A 20084-nucleotide genomic window follows, 5' to 3' on the forward strand; every position below is an offset into this window, starting at 1 on the left:
AGGCGTCCAGTCCCTGCCTGTAGAGCTCAGTGCCTACTTGTTGAGCTCAGGCAGCTTGTCCGACGGCAGGGTCGGCACGGCCGGGGTGGCGGGAACAGCCGGCGCACCCTCGGCGCCGGGCACGGCCGGAACAGCAACGGTCACGCCGGCGTGGGCCTTGGCCTGGGCAGCGCCGGTGGCGTTGGCCGCAGCTTCGGCGGTGACGCCGTCCTGGTCGGCGTCGACGGTACCCTCGACGGATCCTTCGGTGCCTTCGGTGCTGGCGTCGCCCTCGGCGGAGCCATCAACGGAGCCATCAACGGACGGCGACGCCGGGACGGCGGGGACGGCCGGAACCGCCGGCGCGGCGGGAAGTTCGGGGGTCGCCGGAACCGAGGGGGTTGCCGGGACGGCGGGCGTAGCGGGGGTCACTTCAGCCTGCTGGGTGCTCGAAACCTGGGCCGCGTTGGCCAGGCCGACACCGGAGAAGCCTCCGACAACGATAATGGCGGCGCTGACAGCAATCTTGGTGGTCTTGCTAACACTCTGCATAAGAAACGTACATCCTTTGTTTTTTGGGTGTAGCCGGCTGAAGCCGCGTGGGGGCAGTCAACAGCCCGCGCTATCTTTCGAAGGCCGGCCGGCGCCGCACGGGGCGGGCCGGCCTGCACTTACATGGAAGGCCGGCCGGATTCCTGGTGGGGGGGTCCATCATCCGGCGGCGCTTACAAAGGAGTAATCGCCCGGCGGCCCCGAAAGGTTACGCACCATCCGGAACTTTCTCCGGGGGCTGCCCGGCGGAGCGGTAACACCGGCTTTAACGGCGACGGCGGCGGGCCACCCTTTCAGGTGACCCGCCGCCGTCGGGCGCCGGAATGAGCGTCCGCCGCGGGCAGTACTAGTCGTTGATCAGGTCGTTGATCACGATGGTCTGGTCGCGGTCCGGGCCAACGCCGATCGCGGAGAAGCGCGTGCCGGAAAGCTTCTCGAGCGCCAGCACGTAGTTCCTGGCGTTCTCCGGGAGGTCGTCCAGGGTGCGGGCACCGGTGATGTCCTCGGTCCAGCCCTCGAAAAGCTCGAAGATCGGTTTGGCGTGGTGGAACTCGGTCTGCGTCATCGGCATTTCGTCGTGCCGGACGCCGTCGACGTCGTAGGCCACGCAGACCGGGATCTGTTCGATGCCGGTGAGCACGTCCAGCTTGGTGACGAAGTAGTCCGTGAAGCCGTTGACCCGCGAGGCGTGCCGCGCCAGCACGGCGTCGTACCAGCCGCAGCGGCGCGGCCGGCCGGTGTTGACGCCGAACTCGCCGCCGGTCTTCTGCAGGTACATGCCCATCTCGTCGAAGAGTTCCGTGGGGAACGGGCCGGCGCCGACACGGGTGGTGTACGCCTTGATGATGCCGATGGACCGCGAGATCCGGGTGGGGCCGATGCCGGAGCCTACCGAGGCGCCGCCGGCGGTCGGGTTGGAGGAGGTCACGAACGGGTAGGTGCCGTGGTCGACGTCCAGGAACGTGGCCTGGCCGCCCTCCATGAGGACCACCTTGCCCTCGTCCAGGGCGGTGTTCAGGACATAGGTGCTGTCGATGACCAGCGGGCGGAGGCGTTCGGCGAAGGACAGGAAGTAGTCCACGATCTCGTCCACCTCGATGTCGCGGCGGTTGTAGACCTTGACCAGCAGTTCGTTTTTCTGCCGCAGCGATCCTTCGACCTTCTGGCGCAGGATCGACGCGTCGAAAACGTCCTGGACGCGGATGCCGAGGCGGGCCACCTTGTCCATGTAGGCCGGGCCGATACCGCGGCCGGTCGTGCCGATGGCGCGGCTGCCGAGGAACCGCTCGGTGACCTTGTCCAGGACCTGGTGGTAGGGCGCCACGAGGTGGGCGTTGGCGGAGATACGCAGCCTGGAGGTGTCCGCACCGCGGGCTTCCAGTCCGTCGATCTCCTGGAACAGCGCCTCGAGGTTCACCACGCAGCCGTTGCCGATGATCGGAATGGCGTTGGGGCTCAGGATGCCGGCCGGAAGGAGCTTGAGCTCATACTTCTCACCGCCTACGACGACGGTGTGCCCGGCATTGTTGCCACCATTGGGCTTGACGACGTAGTCGACTCGGCCACCAAGCAGGTCAGTGGCTTTACCTTTGCCTTCGTCGCCCCATTGGGCTCCGACGATCACGATTGCTGGCATGGGATCCTCCCCCATTCGTTCGGGCCGGGTTCCGGATTCACCAGGGTGATCCGGAGCTGGGCGCCGTTCATGAGAATGCCCCGAATCTACCGCTGTGCTCTTACCATCAACGCCAGAGTCCGGGGCTCTTACCACCCAAGTTTAGCCGATAGCCGTGGCGGCCACCCATTTGGCCATCCAATGGACTTTGCGGGCCGTTGCGGTAATGACCCGGTGTCCGGCCAGCGAAACTTCGGCGCGCGGACTTGCGCGGGTCTCCGTGGTGGAATTTAGTAAGAGTTGACCATCCCGAGCGGCCGAGGGACCTGGACCATTGACGCCGCAGCAACCTGCGGACACTCCCCTGTGACGGCAACGGTGCTACCGCCAGGACCGATGCAAAGGAACCACTCATGCAGCAGAACACCGACCATATCCGCGCCACCCACGCCGGCTCCTTGCCCCGCACCGCCGAGCTGATCGCGGCGAACGAGGCCAAGGAAGTGGACGGCATCAGCCCCGAATTCCTGGACCTGCTGGAAACCTCCGTGGTGGACATCGTGCAGCGCCAGAAAGACCTCGGCCTCGAGATCGCCAACGACGGCGAATACGGGCACACCATGTCCAACTCGGTGGACTATGGAGCGTGGTGGAACTACTCCTTCAGCCGGCTCGGCGGGCTTGAGCCCACGGAGGTGGACCGCTGGAAAGACGCCGCGGTACACCGCTCCACCCCCGGGAACATCGTCCTGACCACGTTCCCGGACCGGCGCGACCGGCAGAAGTTCGACGACGCCTACACCGATCCGTCCTCCGGGATCCTGGCGCACCGCAAGAGTGTCACGCAACCGAAGATCGCCGGCCCGCTGACCTACACCGGCCACGCCCTCGTGGGCTCGGACATCGCCGACCTGAAGACGGGCCTGGCCGCGGCGGGCCTGTCCGAGGGCTTCGTCGCTTCCCTGTCCCCCGGCTCCTGCGCCCGCGTGGCCAACGAGTACTACAAGACGGACGAGGAACTCCTCTACGCCTGCGCCGACGCCATGCGCGAGGAGTACAAGGCCATCATCGACGCCGGGCTCACGGTCCAGCTCGACGATCCCTCGCTGGCCGAGAGCTGGGACCAGATCAACCCGGAACCGGCCCTGGCCGACTACCTCAAGTTCATCCAGCTACGGGTCGAGGCCACCAACTGGGCCCTGCGCGACCTTCCGCAGGACCAGATCCGGCTGCACGTCTGCTGGGGCTCCTGGCACGGCCCGCACACCACGGATATCCCCTTCGCGGACATCATCGACTCGGTGCTGCAGGTCAATGCTGGCGGCTACTCCTTCGAGGCCGCCAACGTCCGCCACGAGCACGAATGGCGGGTCTGGGAGGAGACCAGGCTCCCGGACGGAAAAGTCATCATCCCCGGCGTCGTCTCCCACGCCACCAACGTCGTTGAACACCCGGACCTCGTGGCTGACCGGCTCGTCCGCTTCGCCCAATTGGTGGGCCGGGAAAATGTGATTGCCTCCACAGACTGCGGTCTCGGCGGCCGGGTGCACCCCCAAATTGCCTTTGCCAAGCTGGAATCCTTGGGGGAAGGCGCCCGCCGCGCCTCGGCGCGGCTCTGGTAGCAGTCCCTCGCGCGGGAACGGCATTTCGTGGGACTTGATAGACTAGTAAGGATCGACCAGGAATCGGTCCACACCACATTTTCAAACCACACCGTACATTACGTACCCGGTGCTTGGCGTGCCCACGTACGGTCTGGCAGCTTCACCAAACCCGCAGGAGACTCAGCAATATATGACAGCCTTGGCCACTGAAAATTCCCGCGAACAGCTTCTGAGCCGCCGCTATGAACCTAGCGTCGCAGCCGTCAACGAGCTGTGCGACACGCTGCAGGCAACCAAAGCTGGCATGAATGTCCCCTACGTGGATCCGATGCACGACATCGATGAGTGCCGCATCATCAGCCTCTTCTCCAACATCGGGACCGAGGATGAGTCAGGCTTCATCACTGCCGGGGACGAGGAAGCCGCCACCCGCCTGCTCGGCGTCCACTGGAAGCTGGGCCTGCGCCCCGAGTACGTTATGCCGTGGAACGTTCACCCCTGGTACGTCCCGGGCGAGCCGAACGGCAAGTTCACGCCCGACCAGATTTCCGCGGGCCTGAAGCCGCTGCTGAAGTTCCTCGCCGTGGTGCCCCGCGCCTCAGTGATCGTGGCTCACGGCACCGAGGCCAACCGCCTCGCGAACCTGCTCCTCAAGACCGAGGTGCCGATGATCTGGCGCCGCGGCCTTAAGACCTACAAGGTCCGCTCGCTCAGCGGCCGCGCCTTCGCCGGCACCCCTGCCCGCCAGGAGCAGTACCTCGACGAGATGGGCACCGTCTACGCGGACGCGATGGCCCGCACCGGTCTGGCCAAGACCAGCTAGTCTCTACCCGCACCGACGACGGCGGGCGCCCACCTTCTGGTGGACGCCCGCCGTCGTTGTTTAACAAACAACGCGGGGTCACTTCCGGCCCATCCCAGGGGGTGGAATGGGCCGGAAGTGACCCCGCGTTGCTTCGTGGTGCCGGGAGGGGTTAGCGCTTTTCCGCTTCGATGGCGGCCTTGGCGGTGGGGTCGGAGTCCTTGAGGAACTTCTCGATCCGCTCCGGCTCCTCGGCTTCACCGATCGCCGCGGAGGCGCGTCCCAGCGAATACAGCGCGCGCAGGAAACCGCGGTTGGGCTCGTGCTCCCACGGGATGGGACCCACGCCGCGCCAGCCGTTGCGGCGCAGCGAGTCCAGGCCGCGGTGGTAGCCGACCCGGGAGTAGGCGTACGAGTCGATGGTCCGGCCCTCGGCCCACGCTTCCTCGGCCAGCACCGCCCAGAGCAGCGAGGACGTCGGGTGCTTTTCCACCAGGTCCAGGGCCTCCTGGCCGGCCTCCAGCGCTGCGTAGACCTCGGTCTCGGCGGGCAGGAGGGTGGGCTCGGGGCCCATCAGGTTCTTGCGGAATTCGTCCGACATGCTTAGAACGTCTTGCCGGTGGAGCCGAGCTGCTGGGCAGCCTCGACGACGCGGGCCGCGAGGCCGGCCTCGGCGGAGGCGCCCCAGACGCGGGGGTCGTAGAGCTTCTTGTTGCCGACCTCGCCGTCGACCTTCAGTACGCCGTCGTAGTTGCGGAACATGTGGTCGGCAACGGGACGGGTGTAGGCGTACTGGGTGTCGGTGTCGATGTTCATCTTGATGACACCGTAGGAAACAGCGTCGGCGATCTCCTTTTCGGAGGAGCCGGAGCCGCCGTGGAAGACCAGGTCGAACGGGTTGGCCTTACCGATCTTGGCGCCCACCTGCTCCTGGATGTCCTTGAGGATTTCCGGGCGGAGCTTGACGCCGCCGGGCTTGTAGACGCCGTGCACGTTGCCGAAGGTCAGCGCCGTGATGTAGCGTCCGTTCTCGCCGGAGCCGAGGGCCTCGATGGTCGCGAGGGCGTCCTCGACGGTGGTGTAGAGCTTGTCGTTGATGGCGTTCTCGACGCCGTCCTCCTCGCCGCCGACGGTGCCGATCTCGACCTCGAGGATCATCTTCGCAGCCGCGGTGCGCGCCAGCAGTTCGCGGGCGATGCGCAGGTTCTCAGGGAGGGTCTCGGCCGAGCCGTCCCACATGTGGGAGCTGAAGAGCGGGTTGCGGCCGGCCTTGACCTCGGCTTCGGAGGCTGCCAGCAGCGGCAGGACGAAGCCGTCGAGCTTGTCTTTGGGGCAGTGGTCGGTGTGCAGGGCGATGTTGACGCCGTAGTTCTTGGCGACTTCGCGGGCAAACGCGGCGAAGCCGAGCGAACCGGCCACCATGTCCTTGGTGGACGCGCCGGACCAGTACGCGGCGCCGCCGGTGGAGACCTGGACGATGCCATCGGACTCGGCCTCGGCGAAGCCGCGGAGGGCTGCGTTAAGGGTCTGGGAGGAGGTGACGTTGACGGCGGGGAACGCGAAGCCGCCCGTCTTAGCGCGGTCGATCATCTCGGAGTAGATCTCTGGGGTTGCAATGGGCATGCTGACTCCTAAAGTGAATTTCGTCTGCGGGCTGGGTTGACCCTGGAGTGAACCTCGTCGGCTACGAACCATCCTAGCCATTCCCGGCGCCGGGCAGTGTTTCCGGTCACTCGGGACCTGTAATATCGCGCTGACGCGCTGCTGGCCCGGCGCCCGCCCGCTCCTACTGCGGCCGCTACCCCGGGAGCTGGTTGAAGACGTGCCGGCGGATCCAGGCGTGCATCGCGATGGCCGCGGCCGAGGCGGCGTTGATCGAGCGGGTGGAGCCGAACTGCTCGATCGACAGGGTGTCCACCGCCGCTTCATGGACCTCGGGGGACAGTCCCGGGCCCTCCTGGCCGAACACCAGCACGCAGTCCTTGGGCAGTTCGTAGGTTTCCAGCGGCACCGAGTCCGGGAAGATGTCGATCCCGATGATCGCCAGACCCTCCCCGTCCGCCCAGCTCACGAAGTCCGCGACGGTCGGGTGGTGGCGGATGTGCTGGTAGCGGTCGGTGACCATGGCCCCGCGGCGGTTCCAGCGGCGTCGCCCGATGATGTGCACTTCCTTGGCCAGGAACGCGTTGGCGCTGCGCACGACGGTGCCGATGTTCATGTCGTGCTGCCAGTTCTCGATCGCGATGTGGAAGTTGTGGCGCTGGGAGTCCAAATCCGCCACGATCGCCTCATGCTTCCAGTAGCGGTACTTGTCCACCACGTTGCGGCGGTCCCCATCCGCCAGCAGATCCGGGTCCCAGTGATCGCCCGCCGGCAGTTCGCCTGCCCAGGGGCCGACGCCGACCTCGGGCTTGGGCCCGGCCCCCGCCTCCGCCCCCGTCGCGGCCCCCGCCTCCGCCCCCGTCGCGGCCCCCGCCTCCATCTCCGGCTCGGCCTCCGGCTCGGCCTCTGCGCCGTCGGCGTTCCCGGTCCCTTCCGCGGTCAAAGCACCGGAACTGGTTTCGCTGGGCATCTCGGGTTCAGTCACGACTCAACATTAGACTGGGACTGGCATCGGCACCTTATCGGCGGAGGACAGCATGGCGGAGCAGCAGGCAGACCACAGGAACGACCCGGACCAAGTGCGCTCATCGAAGTCGGTGTACCGCAGCGGCCAGGAGATCGAGTGCTGGCTGACCGATATGGACGGGGTCCTGGTGCACGAAAACCAGCCCATCCCGGGCGCCGCCGACCTCATTCAGCGCTGGGTGGACACCTCCAAGCGCTTCCTTGTCCTGACCAACAACTCCATTTTCACTCCCCGGGACCTCGCGGCACGGCTGAAGAGCTCGGGCCTGGAAATCCCCGAGGAGAATATCTGGACCTCGGCCCTGGCCACCGCCCAGTTCCTCAAAGACCAGGTCCAGGGCTCGGATTCGGGCAACCGCGCGTACACAATCGGTGAGGCTGGCCTCACGACGGCGCTGCACGAGGCCGGTTTTATCCTCACCGACCAGGACCCGGACTTCGTGGTGCTCGGCGAAACCCGGACCTACTCCTTTGAAGCCATCACGATGGCCATCCGGCTGATCCTGGGCGGCGCGAGGTTCATCGCCACCAACCCGGACGCCACCGGCCCCTCAAAGGACGGCCCGATGCCTGCCACCGGCGCCATCGCGGCGCTGATCACCAAGGCGACCGGCCGGGAGCCGTACATTGTGGGCAAGCCCAACCCGATGATGTTCCGCTCGGCGATGAACCAGATCGACGCGCATTCGGAAACCACGGCCATGATCGGTGACCGGATGGACACCGACATTATCGCCGGCATGGAAGCGGGGCTGCACACCGTGCTGGTGCTCAGCGGCATCACCCATAAGGACGACATCGCCGCGTACCCGTTCCGGCCCAACCAGATCCTGAATTCCGTGGCTGACCTGAAGAACCAGATCTAGGACACCACCCTAGAAGGCGGTCTTCCTGCCTCCGCCGGAGGGCAGCGGGAACAGTTCGTCCTGCAGTTCCTCAATTAACGGCCGGTAGACGAACGGGTTCCAGCCCGGGCTGGCGTGCGCCGGACGCGCACCATCGGTCCGCAGTGAGCCGGAGGCCATATTTTCCGGATAAGTCAACGCCCAGGAGTCCCGGGCGCTCTCGTAGTCCACGGTCCGGTCGCGGGGGTTGCCGATAAAGGCCATCCGCGTCGCGCCGAGCTTCCCCGCGAAACGGGTGCCGTCGAAATGGTAGATGTAGGCGGACTCGGACTGGATGAGCACGCTGGAGGGCGCGATCGGCGAGAGCTGTTCCAGCGTCTGGTCCAGGACCTGACCCCAGCTGCGCTCGTCCTTGTGCAGCACCCGTTCGCCGAGTTCGTAGCCGCCGCGCAGCACCGAGGGGACCCGGTAGCCGCTCTCGTAGAGAAACACCACCCCCTCAAACCAGCTCTGGTCCAGCACATCGAATTTGCTGTACGGGCTGGAATCCAGCAGGATGAACGCCACCTCGATGCCGTGGAGCTCCCGGAGCCGGGCGGCGACCTGGGTTGCCACCATGCCGCCGAAGCTGTGGCCGTAGAAGTAGAGCTTGCTGAGCTGATGGGCCCGCGCATGCTCGACCACGGCGATCACGATCTGGTCAATGTCGATGCCCTCATTGGAATATCCGACGGCGGCGAGCTGGCCACGCTTGTTCAGCGCACCGCGGAGCACGCTCAGAATCCACAAGGCCTCCTCCCAGCTTGTCTTGTAACCGGGGAAGAGGAACCAGCTGGCATTGGGGAAATACTTCTCCGCTGTCTCGTCCGGCACCGTGAGGATCTTGTGGACCCGCCGCTCGGCCTGTACGCGCCGGGTCAGCAGCATGTCGCCTGCCAGGACCGAGGCGGCACCCGCGCCGATCAGGAAGCCGCGGCGGGAAAATCTCTTCAGTTCGGCGGCATGCTGAAGTACGCGGGTGGCGTCGGGATCGCCGACGCCACCCGCTTCCTCAACTTCCGGCTCACGGGGCACATCTCTACCGTAGCCACCGGCCAACCCTGACAGAAAACGCCGCCGGATGACTGCGCGGACACAGGGCCGTTAGACCGGCTCCGGCTCCCGGCCTGCGACGGAGCGGAGGCTGGCTGCAGGCTGGACGGCTCCGAGTTCCGCCGCGCCCGGGCCGGTTTCGACGCGAAGTTCGCGGCGGCTGATCTCAAGGCCGATTTCGTCATAAGTCGCGCGGAGCTGCGAGCGGGCCATGTCCGCCGGGTTGTCCAGCAGCCCGAACAGGGAGTCACTGGCAGCCAGCAGTTCGTCGTGGGAGTAGACGGCCAGCGGGCGGGTTCCGGAGGTGCCAAGGGACGCGGTGAATTCCGCCGAGAGATCGAGCGGCGGCAGCGCGGAGCCTGTGTGCTCCACGGAGGGGTTCAGCTCCAGCGACACACCGGCGGAGCTGGGCAAAACACCAGCCGTGTCGACGAGCGCTGCGGCGCCGTCGAGCGCGTTGAGGTCGTTCCGGAGCCCAGCCAGGGCGCCGGATTCGATGAAGGACGCGCTCCCCAGGTTAACCCGGATGTGGGATGTGATTCCCATCCGGCGGACGCGCTGGAACAGCTGCATCAGGGTGGGGCGGGAGTGCTGCGTGAGACTCCCCCGGACATCGATCCGGACGACATCCGTGGCGATGTCGAGTTTGACTTGAGCGTTCAACGATTGGTCCATAGGTACTCCAAAAGGGGGTGTCTATGGCCGACGGCTCAACCTCAGACAGCGTAGCGGCCGCCAGGAATGCGCACAAGCCGGACGGCCGCTGCGGATTCAGCCGACCTCTCGCCGGTCCGGTTCCTCGAAGTGTGTCCGGGACGCGGTGCCGCCCACGGACTGGACCAGGGAGGCGGCGATCTCGCGCAGCTTGACATTGCCGTTGTTGGACGCGTCCGTGAGGATCCTGACCGCTGTCTCCTGGTTGCAGCGGTTCTGTGCCATCACAATCCCGATAGCCATGTCGATCACGGTCCGGGACTCGAGTGTGGCCCGGAGATTGCTGGCGCTGTCGGCGTGCAGGGAAAAGCGAACGGCGAGCCGCAGTGCCTGCGAGATCTGACGGGTGTAGCCGCGCGCCCGGGCGGCCACGTCGCCGTCGAACTTGCGCGGCACATCTGAATAAAGGTTCAGCGCCGCCTGCGCTTCACCCTGCAGATGAAACGGTACGGACAGCACCGAGCGCAGGCCGTGCGCGGCGACGGCACTGGCATAGTCCGGTCCCCAGCGGTCCTCGTCGAACAGGTCCGGAACGTAGACCTCGCGCTCCTCCTGCGCCGCCGTCAGGCACGGGCCCTGCGAGAGCCGGTACTGGATTTCATCCACTTCCCGGGCGGAGTCGCTGCTCCAGCCGATGGTTGCGGCCTTGCGGTCCCGGAGCAGCGTAATGCCGCACAATGCGTCGTCTCCCGCACCCGCCACCTGGTGGGCCGAGAACCGGGCCAGTTCATTGAGGAAGTCCTCGAAATCGGCACTGTCCAGGATCAGGTTCTGGATGCGGTCAAGAGTGCCGGCGGATTCAGTACCGAGGGTTTCTTCGGGAAGGAGCATGGCGCGTAGTCTCCGGAGGGTCAGGCGGGTGTTCAAAGAATAATAATTGACCGGGCAATCCAGCGTCCACCCCGGTCCGTTCAGGGACGAACCGGCTAGTTGAGGCCGAGTTCGTCTTTACCGAATGCAAAGAGGTACGGGACACCGGTCTCTGCTTCGATCTTTTCCTTGGCACCGGTGTCGCGGTCCACGATCACGGCGACGGCGACGACGTTGCCCCCGGCCTTGCGGACGCCCTCGACGGCGGTCAGCGCGGAGCCGCCGGTTGTGGACGTGTCCTCGAGCACAAGCACTTTGCGGCCCTCAACGGAGGGCCCTTCAACCTGGCGGCCCATGCCGTAGGACTTCTGCGCTTTCCGGACCACGAAGGCATCCACGGCGCGTCCGGCGTCGACGGCGGTGTGCATCACCGCGGTGCCCACCGGGTCGGCACCCATGGTGAGCCCGCCCGCGCACTCGAAGTCGATCCCGGCGTCGTCCAGCAGGGAAAGCATGACCTGGCCAACCAGCTTGGACGCCTCATGGTGCAGCGTGATCCGGCGCAGATCGATGTAGTAGTCAGCCTCGGCACCGCTGGAGAGGATCACCTTGCCGCGGACGACGGCCAACTCCTTGATGAGTTCAAGCAGGCGGGCTCGGGCGGCAGCGGTGTCAGCTGCAGGGGCGCTGTTGGCAGTCATGGGACCCAGTTTAGTGGCTGGGCGGTACCGGTTTTCCACGCGCCGGCTACGCACCTGGCCCCGCGGCGGGTCTTTGTCCTCTAGGAACCCCTGCCGGGCCGGAGTCCGATGGAACCATGACGGCAGGAACGGAATCCTCCACCCGCTGGCCGGCCATCCGTAAAGACGTCGGAAGCTTCCGGGTCCGGCCGAACCTGGTGGACTATGACGCGGCGTGTGCCGCGTTTTCCTGGGACGAAGCCCGTCACCAACTGTCCGGGCTGCCCGGGGGCCGCGGCGTCAACATCGCGTATGAGGCGGTGGACCGGCATGCGGCCAACGGCCGCGCCGGGCACGAGGCACTGCGGTTCGTCCGGGCCGACGGCAGCAGCCACTCGCTGACTTTCGGCGAACTCGCGGAGCAGACCAGCCGTTTCGCCGGTGTGCTGCGCGGCCTCGGCGTCGGCCGCGGTGAGCGCGTCTTCTCGCTCACCGGCCGCGGCCCGGCACTCTACATCGCGGTGCTCGGGACCCTCAAGAACGGCAGCGTGTTTTGCCCGCTGTTCTCCGCCTTCGGCCCCGAGCCGGTCCGCCAGCGGCTGCAGCTCGGGTCCGGCAGGGCCCTGGTGACCACCAGGGCCCTGTACCGCAAGAAGATTGCCCACCCCTCCGCGACTCGCTCCCGGAGCTCCGCCACGTCCTGCTGACCGACGCCGACGGCCACCCGGAGCCGGGGACACTGGATCTCGATGCACTGATGCGCGCGGCGCCGGCCGACGGTGAGATCGCCGCGACGCAGGCCGAGGACATGGCACTGCTGCACTTCACCTCCGGCACCACCGGGACCCCGAAGGGCGCCATCCATGTGCACGACGCCGTGACCGCCCACCACGCGACCGGCGCCTCCGCACTGGATCTGCATCCGGAGGACGTCTACTGGTGCACGGCGGACCCCGGCTGGGTCACCGGAACCTCGTATGGCGTAATTGCGCCCTTGACCCACGGTGTCACCACGATCGTGGACGAGGAAGAGATGGACGCGGACCGCTGGTACCGGATCCTCGCCGAACAACACGTGACCGTCTGGTACACCGCCCCCACGGCGCTGCGGATGCTGATGAAGGCCGGGGCAGACCGCGCCCGGGGCCATGACCTGTCCGCCCTGCGCTTCGTCGCCAGCGTGGGCGAACCGCTCAACCCCGAGGTCGTTGTCTGGGGCCAGCACGCCTTCGGCCAGCCCGTGCACGACAACTGGTGGCAGACCGAAACCGGCGGCATCATGATCTCCAACTACGCGGCCACCGAGATCCGCCCCGGCTCGATGGGCCGGCCGCTGCCCGGCGTCGAGGCGGGCATCGTGGCCCGGGATGCCCAGGACCAGCCGGTCATCCGCGACGGCGAAGCGGTCCTCGTGGCAGAGCCGGACACCGTGGGCGAGCTGGCCCTGCGGCCAGGCTGGCCGTCGATGTTCCGCGGCTACCTGCACGAGGAGGAGCGCTACCGCCGCTGCTTCGCGGGCGGCTGGTACCTCACGGGCGACCTCGCCAAGCGCGACGCCGACGGGTACTACTGGTTCGTCGGACGCGGCGACGACGTCATCAAGTCCTCGGGGCACCTGATCGGTCCGTTCGAGGTGGAGAGCTCGCTGATGGAACACGAGGCCGTGGCCGAAGCCGGCGTGATCGGGGTCCCCGATCCGGTGGCCGGCGAGGTGGTGAAGGCCTTCGTGGAACTGCGCCCCGGCTGGAAGCCGTCCGAGCGGCTGCAGCTGGACATCATCGGTTTCGCCCGCAAGCGGCTCGGCCCGGCGGTGGCACCCCGGCTGCTGGACTTAACGCCGAGCCTGCCCCGGACCCGCAGCGGCAAGATCCTCCGGCGGCTGCTCAAGGCCCGCGAACTCGGCCTGCCCGAGGGCGACACGTCCACCATCGAGACCCCGGCGGCGGCGGAACCGCCGGTCCAGCCCGCCGGCCAGCCTCCCGGGGCGCAGCCATGACCGGCCCGCTCGACCCGCCGGGCCGCACCCTGAACCCGGCCCACGGCCGTCACCTGCTGCTGCAGATGCTCCGCGTCCGCCGGCTCGAGGAAAAGTGCGTCGAACTGTACAGCGCCGCCAAGATCCGAGGTTTCCTGCACGTCTACATCGGCGAGGAAGCAGTTGCGGCCGGTGTCCTGGAGACGCTGGCGCCGGAGGACGCCGTCCTCGCCACCTACCGCGAGCACGGCCACGCCCTGCTCCGCGGGGTCTCCGCCGGGTCGATCCTGGCCGAGATGTACGGCCACGTCGAGGGCTGCTGCCGCGGCCGGGGCGGTCCATGCACCTGTTCGATGCCGCCACGCGCTTCTACGGCGGGAACGCGATCGTCGCCGGGGGCCTGCCGCTCGCGGTAGGAATGGCGCTCGCGGACAAGATGTCGGGCCGTTCCCGCGTCACCGCGTGCTTCTTCGGCGAGGGTGCCGTCGCGGAGGGTGAATTCCACGAAAGCCTCAATCTCGCCGCGCTCTGGCAGCTGCCTGTGCTGTTCTGCTGCGAAAACAACCTGTACGCCATGGGGACGGCGCTGGGCCGCTCGGAATCCCAGACGGACATTGCGCTCAAGGCGGCGAGTTACGAGATCGCGGCGTGGGCCGTGGACGGCGTGGACGTCGTCGCCGTCGAAGACGCCGCCCGCCACGCCGTCGAGGCGGTCCGCGCCGGCGGCGGACCGCATTTCCTGGAGCTGCGCACCTACCGTTTCCGGGCCCACTCGATGTTCGACCCGGAACGGTACCGCGACAAAGCCGAAGTCGCCCGCTGGCTCGAACGCGACCCCATCAACCTGCTGCGCGCCACGCTGGAGGCCGCCGGCCAACTCACCGCCCAGGACTGGGAGCAGCTGCAGTCCGACGCCGACGCGGAGGTTGCCGCCGCCGTCGACTTCGCCGAGGCGGGGACGCTCGAACCATTGGCGGACCTCACCCGGTTCGTCTACAGCGAGCGCGGCGGGGACGGCGGACCGGGCACCGCCGGCGGGCGGAGCGGGCGATGAAATCCAGCTACCGCGAGGCACTCCGGGCCGGGATCCGGGACGCCATGCTCCGCGATGAACGGGTCTTTCTGATGGGCGAGGACGTCGGGTCCTACGGCGGGTCCTTCGCCGTGAGCCTGGGGCTGCTGGAGGAGTTCGGCCCGGAACGCATCCGCGACACGCCACTCTCGGAGTCCGGCTTCGTTGGCGCCGGAATCGGCGCGGCCCTGGCCGGAATGCGGCCCATCGTGGAGATCATGACCGTCAATTTCAGCCTGCTGGCGCTGGACCAGATCGTCAACAACGCGGCCAGCCTGCTGCACATGTCCGGCGGACAGTTCAATGTCCCGATCGTGATCCGGATGACCACCGGCGCCGGCCGCCAGCTCGGCGCCCAGCACTCGCACAGCCTGGAGGGATGGTTCGCCCACATCCCCGGCCTGCGCATCCTCGCCCCCGCCACCCTGGCCGACGCCCGCGGCATGCTGTGGACCGCACTGCAGGATCCCGATCCGGAGCTGATCTTCGAGCACGGCTCGCTCTACAACGTGACCGGGGAACTCGACGACGACGCCGGCCCGGTGGACATCGATACTGCCGCGATCCGTCGGACCGGCAACGACCTTTCGCTCATTACCTACGGCGGCACGCTCCCCGCCGTGCTCGACGCCGCCGACCAGCTGGCAGCCGAGGGCATCGATGCCGAGGTGCTGGACCTGCGCACCCTGCGGCCGCTGGACGAGGCCGCCATCCTCGCCTCCGTCCGCCGGACCCACCGCGCCGTCGTCGTGGACGAAGGGTGGCGCAGCGGCAGCATCTCCGCCGAAATCAGCGCCCGGATCACCGAGCACGCGTTCTATGACCTGGACGCACCGTTGGGCCGGGTCTGCAGCGCCGAAGTGCCGATCCCCTACTCCAAGCATCTGGAACTCGCCGCGCTGCCGTCGGTTGACCGGATCGTCGCGGCGGCCAGGGAGGCGGTCGGGGCCGGTGGCTGATTTCCTGATGCCCTCCCTCGGCGCCGACATGGAGCACGGCAAGATTGTCGAATGGCTGATCAAGCCCGGCGACTACGTCCGCCGCGGCGATCTCGTGGCGGTCGTGGACACCGACAAGACCGTGATGGATGTCGAGTCCTTCCAGGAAGGGGTGGTCGCGGAACTTCTCGTTGGCCTCGGCGAAACGGTGCCAATCGGGACCCCGCTGGCCCGCATCACTCAGACACCGGCCGAGGTCGGGGCACCGCTGCAGGAGCCGGCTCCCCCGGTCCGGCCCAAGGCCGCGGCGGGCGCCGCCGCGGGAGCCGGACCCGGATCCTCCCAGACCGCCGTCGCGGCCGAAGGCGGAGCCGCCGCCGCCGGCGAAGCCCCGCCGGTCGCCCCGCCGGTTCGGCACCTGGCACGCCGGCTGGGTGTCGATACGGCCAACATCCGCGGCACCGGCAAGGGCGGCGCCATCACACGGGCCGATGTCGAGCACGCCGTGGCCGCCGCCCCGTCCCCAGCCGGCCGGGTGAGCGCATCCCCGAGGGCCCGGCGGCTCGCCGCCGAAGACGGCGTCGACCTTTCCACCGTCAGCGGAACCGGCCCGGACGGCACCGTGACCGTGCCGGACGTCCAGCGCGCCGCGGGCAGCGCGCCGCCAGGTCCAGTGGAAAACCCACCGGAGGCTGCGGTCCCCGTGGCAGGCGCCCCAACGGCACCGGCGCCCGCGCCAGCAGAGCCGGTGGCCGGGACCGCCGGAACGGCGCCCGCGCGGGAAGAACCCGCTCCGGCGGCACCGGCCGGGAAAACAACGGACGCCGGCGAGCGCGTCGCCAGCCTGCGCCGCGCCATCGGCGCCCTGATGTCACGGTCGAAGAAAACCATCCCGCACTACTACCTCAGCACCACCCTGGACCTGCGTGCCGCCGTCGAATGGATGCAGTCCGTTAACGCGCAACGGCCGGTGGCCTCCCGGCTGGTTCCTTCCGCGCTCCTGCTCAAGGCAGCGGCGCTGGCGGCCAAGGAATTGCCGGAGGTGAACGGCTTTTTCGATGACGACGGCGGCTTCCGGCCCAGCGCGTCCGTGCACCTCGGGGTCGCCGTCGCACTGCGGCAGGGCGGCCTCGTGGCCCCCGCCATCCATGACGCGGACACCCTGTCCGTGGACGAGCTGATGGAACAGCTCCGGGACCTGGTCAGCCGCGCCCGGGCCGGGCGGCTGCAGCGGGCCGAAATGGCGGATCCCACCATCACCGTGACCAATCTTGGGGATCTGGGCGTGGAGAGCGTTTTCGGTGTGATCTATCCTCCGCAAGTCGCGATGGTCGGCTTCGGCCGGGTGACGGAACAACCGTGGGCGCGGAACGGGTTGCTGGGGGTCCGGCCTGCCGTGATCGCCACGCTCTCCGCGGATCACCGGGTCAGCGACGGGCTGCGCGGCGGCCGCTATTTGGCCCGAATCGATGAGCTGCTGCAGAAGCCGGAGGAACTGTGAACCACGCGGGATTGTGCAACGGGAGGAATCATGATTGAACAGGACGCCCGGGCGGCGGTGCAGGCCGCGCTCGGCAAAGTGGCACCGGATGTGGACCTCGACGGGCTGGACGAGGGTGCCCGGCTTCGGCAGGACCTCGAACTCGATTCGCTGGATTTCCTCCGTCTGGTCGAAACGATCGACATGGCCACCGGTGTCGACATCCCGGAGCGGGACTACCCCGAAGTGGCCACGGTCAAGGGGCTGATCGGCTACCTCGCCGCGCACGGTTAGTCGCGGTTCGACCCGGCGGAATGCCCGGGGCCGAGCGCATAGTCAAGCTCGACCAACCCAGCGTCGAAGGTCGTAGAGCTCCGCAGCCTCAGCAGCGTCGGTTCCGGGCCGGCCGGGAACACGCCGCGCCCTGCGCCGATCGCCACCGGCATCACAACGAGACGAACGCCGTCCACCTCGCCGGCCGCGAAGAATGCCTCGCTCAATGTCAGGCTGCCCCAGAGCACAATAGTGCCCTCGACGTTGCGCTTGATCCGGCGGATCGCCTCGACCGCGTCTCCCGATTCAATCGTTGCCGCGGGCAGGTCACCCCACGGGGCCTTCTTGAGGCGGCGGGAAAACACAAAGCGGCGGAGACCGTTCAGCGCGGGCGCAATCACTTCCCCCGCCGACGCCGGAGTGGGCCAGAAGTCGACGAACATACGGTACGTGTTGGCACCGAGCACCATGGCGTCCACGGTGTCGAGCCATGCCAGCTGGTTTCGGTCAAATCCCGCTGTGCCGCCTTCGAGCATCTCGTAGGCGGTGAATTCGTTGTTGGCGTTGGCCGCGAATCCGTCCGCGGTCACAAATTCCTGGACAACCAGTTGCCCCATGATCGGCTCCTCAACTCCGCTACAAACGGTTAGGCTACGACCGCTGCGGGGCGCGCCGGGCAAAGGCGGGCGCGTGCTCGGGCCGAGGTCCGAAGGCGACGAAGCGCGGCAGTAGCTTGCCTACGGCCGGGATGTGCCTTCCGACGGACAGTAGGACGGCCGGCGCCCCGGACCTCTTTCCGGTCATGATTGGTTCGAACACCAGACGGTGCATGACGCGCTGAACAGCCTGGACAATAACGGTCGGCAGCTGCCGCCGTCGCTGCACCATCGCCAGGTCCTCGCGGGAGACCCGGCCCCGGAGCAGCGCCGGGGCAAGGCAGTCCGCGGCGGCTACCGCGTCCTGGATCGCAAGGTTGATCCCGACACCGCCAGCGGGCGACATGGCGTGCGCGGCGTCGCCGATGCAAAGCAGCCCGTTGATATGCCATTCGCGCAGCCGGTCCAGGCGCACATCCAGCCAGTGCAGATCCTCCAGCGAAGCGATGGCGTCCACCCGGTCGGCGAGGTCCGGGCGGAGTGCCGCGACCCGGCGCCGGAAGCCCTCGATACCCTCCGCCCGGATCCGCGCATCCGTGCCTTTCGGCGCCAGGTACCCCATCTGGTAGTAGTCGGTTCGGTTGAGCGCGATCATGGCCTCACCCCGACCGAACGCGGGGACGATTCCCGCCACCGCACCCTGCTCGGAGGCATGGCGCGGCAGCCGGAACCACCAGGTGTCGAACGGCACCCGGTACTCCCGCGGGGCCAGCCCGGCCTCGCGGCGAAGGGTGGAATGGCGCCCGTCCGTAGCAACCACCAGGTCAGCCCGGAGTTCACCCTCGCCCCCCTCCGTCGTCCGGTAACGCACACCGGTCACCCGGCCACCGTTGCGGACCAGCGCCGTGGCCGCGTGGTTCATTCGCAGCGTAAAGGACTGCTCCACAGCGGCGGCGTCGGCCAGGAAGGTCAGGAAGTCCCACTGCGGCATCATGGCGACGTAGTTGTACGGGGGCGGCAGTGAATCGAAGTTGCCCATCGTCACCGGCGGCCCGCCCGGCACCGGGAAGGCGACGCTGTTCAGCTTGCTTTGCGGAAGCCTGCGGAATTCCTCACCCAGACCCAGCTCGTCGATCAGCCTGATTGTCGAGGCGTGGACGGTGTCGCCGCGGAAGTCGCGGAAGAAGTCGGCGTGCTTCTCCAGCACTGTCACGTCCACGCCTGCCCGGGCCAGCAGCAGGCCCAGCATCATCCCGGCCGGCCCGCCGCCGACCACCACGCACCCGGTCGTCTCCATGGCCATACGCTACGCCTGCGCACGGTCCCGCGGGAGGGGTTTTCGCGGCGGTTTCAGGCATGCGCTGCGGTATCGGTCCGGCGCGGCGGGGATCCGCGTAGCGCAGCGAACTTTGCGCAGCGAGGGACTATTACCGCAGCGACGACCGGCCGGACACAGTTGAGCCCGGTTGACACGGCTGGCTAGGCTTTGAGGCATGCGCGAACTCCAGGCGAAAATCATTGAAGAAATGGGCGTCCAGCCCACGATCGACCCCGCCGGGGAGGTGCGCAAGCGCGTCGCGTTCCTCAAGGACTACCTCAAAACGACCCACACCAAGGGCTTCGTCCTGGGAATATCCGGTGGGCTTGACTCCTCGCTCGCCGGCCGGCTGGCCCAGCTTGCCGTGGACGAACTGTCGGCCGAAGAGGTGGACGCGAACTTCGTTGCCGTCCGCCTGCCCTACGGCGTGCAGCATGATGAGCACGACGCCCAGGCTGCCCTGGACTTCATCCAGGCCAAAACCGAGTGGACGTTCAACATCTCGGCCGCGGTGGACGGCTTCGAGGACGAGTTTGAAAAGACCGTGGGCAACGGGATCTCCGACTTCCACAAGGGCAACACCAAGGCCCGCACCCGGATGATCGCGCAGTACGCTCTTGCCGGCGAGCACAACTACCTGGTCATCGGGACGGACCACGGCGCGGAATCGGTCACCGGTTTCTTCACCAAGTACGGCGACGGCGGCGCCGACATCCTGCCGCTGTTCGGCCTGAACAAACGCCAGAACCGTGCGTTGCTCGCCGAGCTCGGCGCGGAGGCCCGGATCTGGGAGAAGGTCCCCACGGCGGACCTCCTCGACGGCCAGCCCGGCCGGACCGACGAGGACGAACTGGGCCTCAGCTACGACACCATCGATGACTACCTCGAGGGCCGGGAGATCCCCGTGGCCGCGGCCGAGCTGATCGAACAGAAGTACCTCCGCACCCGGCACAAGCGCACCGTCCCCGTCACCATCTTCGACACCTGGTGGAAAGAACCGGCCCAGGGATAGCCGGCCGGGGCACTATGGATCCCCCGGTCGGCTGTGCCGGACCCAAGTGCTGGCGTGTCCGTGTCAAAATGCCCCGTGACGGCCGTCTCCGCCGCACCC

The 20084-nt window shown here is 67.7% G+C and carries 20 protein-coding genes, 1 pseudogene and 1 riboswitch; of the genes and pseudogenes, 10 read left to right on the forward strand and 11 right to left on the reverse strand.

All coding sequences use genetic code 11. The annotated features are described in order from the left end of the window. Nucleotides 1-33: 33 nt before the first annotated feature. Both AC50YM_RS00905 and AC50YM_RS00910 read right to left on the reverse strand, forming a co-directional pair. Nucleotides 34-531, reverse strand: coding sequence for a hypothetical protein (locus AC50YM_RS00905; RefSeq protein ID WP_494955133.1), 498 nt, complete (start codon nucleotides 529-531; stop codon nucleotides 34-36). A gap of 346 nt (nucleotides 532-877) precedes the next feature. Further along, nucleotides 878-2167, reverse strand: a complete 1290-nt coding sequence (locus tag AC50YM_RS00910; RefSeq protein WP_494955134.1) for an adenylosuccinate synthase — start codon at nucleotides 2165-2167, stop codon at nucleotides 878-880. Nucleotides 2168-2447: 280 nt separating this feature from the next. Then, nucleotides 2448-2549: riboswitch (SAM riboswitch) on the forward strand. 10 nt (nucleotides 2550-2559) lie between these two features. Between AC50YM_RS00910 and AC50YM_RS00915 the strand changes: the two genes are divergently transcribed. Together AC50YM_RS00915 and AC50YM_RS00920 are read left to right on the forward strand one after the other, a co-directional pair. Beyond that, complete coding sequence (locus AC50YM_RS00915) at nucleotides 2560-3768, forward strand: cobalamin-independent methionine synthase II family protein (RefSeq protein WP_494955135.1); 1209 nt, start codon at nucleotides 2560-2562, stop codon at nucleotides 3766-3768. Between the two features lie 172 nt (nucleotides 3769-3940). Continuing rightward, complete coding sequence (locus AC50YM_RS00920; RefSeq protein ID WP_494955136.1) at nucleotides 3941-4573, forward strand: uracil-DNA glycosylase family protein; 633 nt, start codon at nucleotides 3941-3943, stop codon at nucleotides 4571-4573. A 151-nt stretch (nucleotides 4574-4724) separates the two neighbouring features. Here AC50YM_RS00920 and AC50YM_RS00925 read toward each other — a convergent pair whose 3' ends face one another. From AC50YM_RS00925 to AC50YM_RS00935, 3 genes are all read right to left on the reverse strand, one after another. Then, nucleotides 4725-5153, reverse strand: a complete 429-nt coding sequence (locus AC50YM_RS00925) for a DUF3151 domain-containing protein (protein ID WP_494955137.1) — start codon at nucleotides 5151-5153, stop codon at nucleotides 4725-4727. A gap of 2 nt (nucleotides 5154-5155) precedes the next feature. Continuing rightward, nucleotides 5156-6175 (reverse strand): class II fructose-bisphosphate aldolase, encoded by a 1020-nt coding sequence (fbaA, locus tag AC50YM_RS00930; protein ID WP_494891287.1) that lies wholly within the window; start codon nucleotides 6173-6175, stop codon nucleotides 5156-5158. Nucleotides 6176-6350: 175 nt separating this feature from the next. Next, complete coding sequence (locus tag AC50YM_RS00935; protein WP_494955413.1) at nucleotides 6351-7034, reverse strand: TrmH family RNA methyltransferase; 684 nt, start codon at nucleotides 7032-7034, stop codon at nucleotides 6351-6353. A gap of 157 nt (nucleotides 7035-7191) precedes the next feature. Between AC50YM_RS00935 and AC50YM_RS00940 the strand changes: the two genes are divergently transcribed. Next, a complete protein-coding gene (locus tag AC50YM_RS00940; RefSeq protein WP_494955138.1) occupies nucleotides 7192-8046 on the forward strand; it encodes an HAD-IIA family hydrolase in 855 nt (284 codons plus the stop codon). A 9-nt stretch (nucleotides 8047-8055) separates the two neighbouring features. Here the strand turns inward: AC50YM_RS00940 and AC50YM_RS00945 are convergent, their stop codons facing one another. The 4 genes from AC50YM_RS00945 to pyrE form a co-directional block, all read right to left on the reverse strand. Further along, nucleotides 8056-9099, reverse strand: coding sequence for a thioesterase domain-containing protein (locus AC50YM_RS00945; protein ID WP_494955139.1), 1044 nt, complete (start codon nucleotides 9097-9099; stop codon nucleotides 8056-8058). A gap of 69 nt (nucleotides 9100-9168) precedes the next feature. Next, on the reverse strand, nucleotides 9169-9792 hold the full coding sequence (locus tag AC50YM_RS00950; RefSeq protein WP_494955140.1) for a hypothetical protein: 624 nt from the start codon (nucleotides 9790-9792) through the stop codon (nucleotides 9169-9171). A 96-nt stretch (nucleotides 9793-9888) separates the two neighbouring features. Continuing rightward, entirely contained in the window at nucleotides 9889-10662 is a 774-nt protein-coding gene (locus AC50YM_RS00955; protein WP_494955141.1) for a GAF and ANTAR domain-containing protein, read from the reverse strand. A 95-nt stretch (nucleotides 10663-10757) separates the two neighbouring features. Continuing rightward, nucleotides 10758-11342, reverse strand: a complete 585-nt coding sequence (pyrE, locus tag AC50YM_RS00960; protein WP_494955142.1) for an orotate phosphoribosyltransferase — start codon at nucleotides 11340-11342, stop codon at nucleotides 10758-10760. Nucleotides 11343-11458: 116 nt separating this feature from the next. On the opposite strand from pyrE, the pseudogene acsA reads away from it, so the two are divergent. The 6 genes and pseudogenes from acsA to AC50YM_RS00990 all read left to right on the forward strand — a co-directional run bounded on the left by acsA (nucleotide 11459) and on the right by AC50YM_RS00990 (nucleotide 17080). Then, a pseudogene (acsA, locus tag AC50YM_RS00965) lies at nucleotides 11459-13317 on the forward strand (acetate--CoA ligase). Further along, entirely contained in the window at nucleotides 13314-13712 is a 399-nt protein-coding gene (locus AC50YM_RS00970) for a thiamine pyrophosphate-dependent enzyme (RefSeq protein WP_494955143.1), read from the forward strand. Before acsA ends, AC50YM_RS00970 begins: the two are co-directional and overlap by 4 nt. Continuing rightward, nucleotides 13637-14350 (forward strand): thiamine pyrophosphate-dependent enzyme, encoded by a 714-nt coding sequence (locus tag AC50YM_RS00975; RefSeq protein WP_494955144.1) that lies wholly within the window; start codon nucleotides 13637-13639, stop codon nucleotides 14348-14350. Before AC50YM_RS00970 ends, AC50YM_RS00975 begins: the two co-directional genes overlap by 76 nt. Further along, the gene (locus AC50YM_RS00980; RefSeq protein WP_494955145.1) at nucleotides 14347-15327 is read left to right on the forward strand and encodes an alpha-ketoacid dehydrogenase subunit beta; all 981 of its coding nucleotides are present in this window, start codon (nucleotides 14347-14349) and stop codon (nucleotides 15325-15327) included. Before AC50YM_RS00975 ends, AC50YM_RS00980 begins: the two co-directional genes overlap by 4 nt. Then, nucleotides 15320-16807, forward strand: a complete 1488-nt coding sequence (locus AC50YM_RS00985; protein WP_494955146.1) for a dihydrolipoamide acetyltransferase family protein — start codon at nucleotides 15320-15322, stop codon at nucleotides 16805-16807. The genes AC50YM_RS00980 and AC50YM_RS00985 overlap by 8 nt, the downstream gene beginning before the upstream one ends. 30 nt (nucleotides 16808-16837) lie before the next feature. Then, a complete protein-coding gene (locus AC50YM_RS00990) occupies nucleotides 16838-17080 on the forward strand; it encodes an acyl carrier protein (RefSeq protein ID WP_494955147.1) in 243 nt (80 codons plus the stop codon). Here AC50YM_RS00990 and AC50YM_RS00995 read toward each other — a convergent pair. Beyond that, nucleotides 17077-17676, reverse strand: coding sequence for a dihydrofolate reductase family protein (locus tag AC50YM_RS00995; protein ID WP_494955148.1), 600 nt, complete (start codon nucleotides 17674-17676; stop codon nucleotides 17077-17079). The genes AC50YM_RS00990 and AC50YM_RS00995 overlap by 4 nt on opposite strands. A 34-nt stretch (nucleotides 17677-17710) precedes the next feature. Further along, nucleotides 17711-18952 carry an FAD-dependent oxidoreductase gene (locus tag AC50YM_RS01000; RefSeq protein ID WP_494955149.1) on the reverse strand — a complete coding sequence of 414 codons (1242 nt, stop codon included), beginning with the start codon at nucleotides 18950-18952 and terminating at the stop codon, nucleotides 17711-17713. Nucleotides 18953-19148: 196 nt separating this feature from the next. On the opposite strand from AC50YM_RS01000, the gene nadE reads away from it, so the two are divergent. Continuing rightward, nucleotides 19149-19985 carry an NAD(+) synthase gene (nadE, locus tag AC50YM_RS01005; protein WP_494955150.1) on the forward strand — a complete coding sequence of 279 codons (837 nt, stop codon included), beginning with the start codon at nucleotides 19149-19151 and terminating at the stop codon, nucleotides 19983-19985. Nucleotides 19986-20084: the final 99 nt, after the last annotated feature.

It is taken from the genome of Pseudarthrobacter sp. RHLT1-30-1, assembly GCF_059383415.1.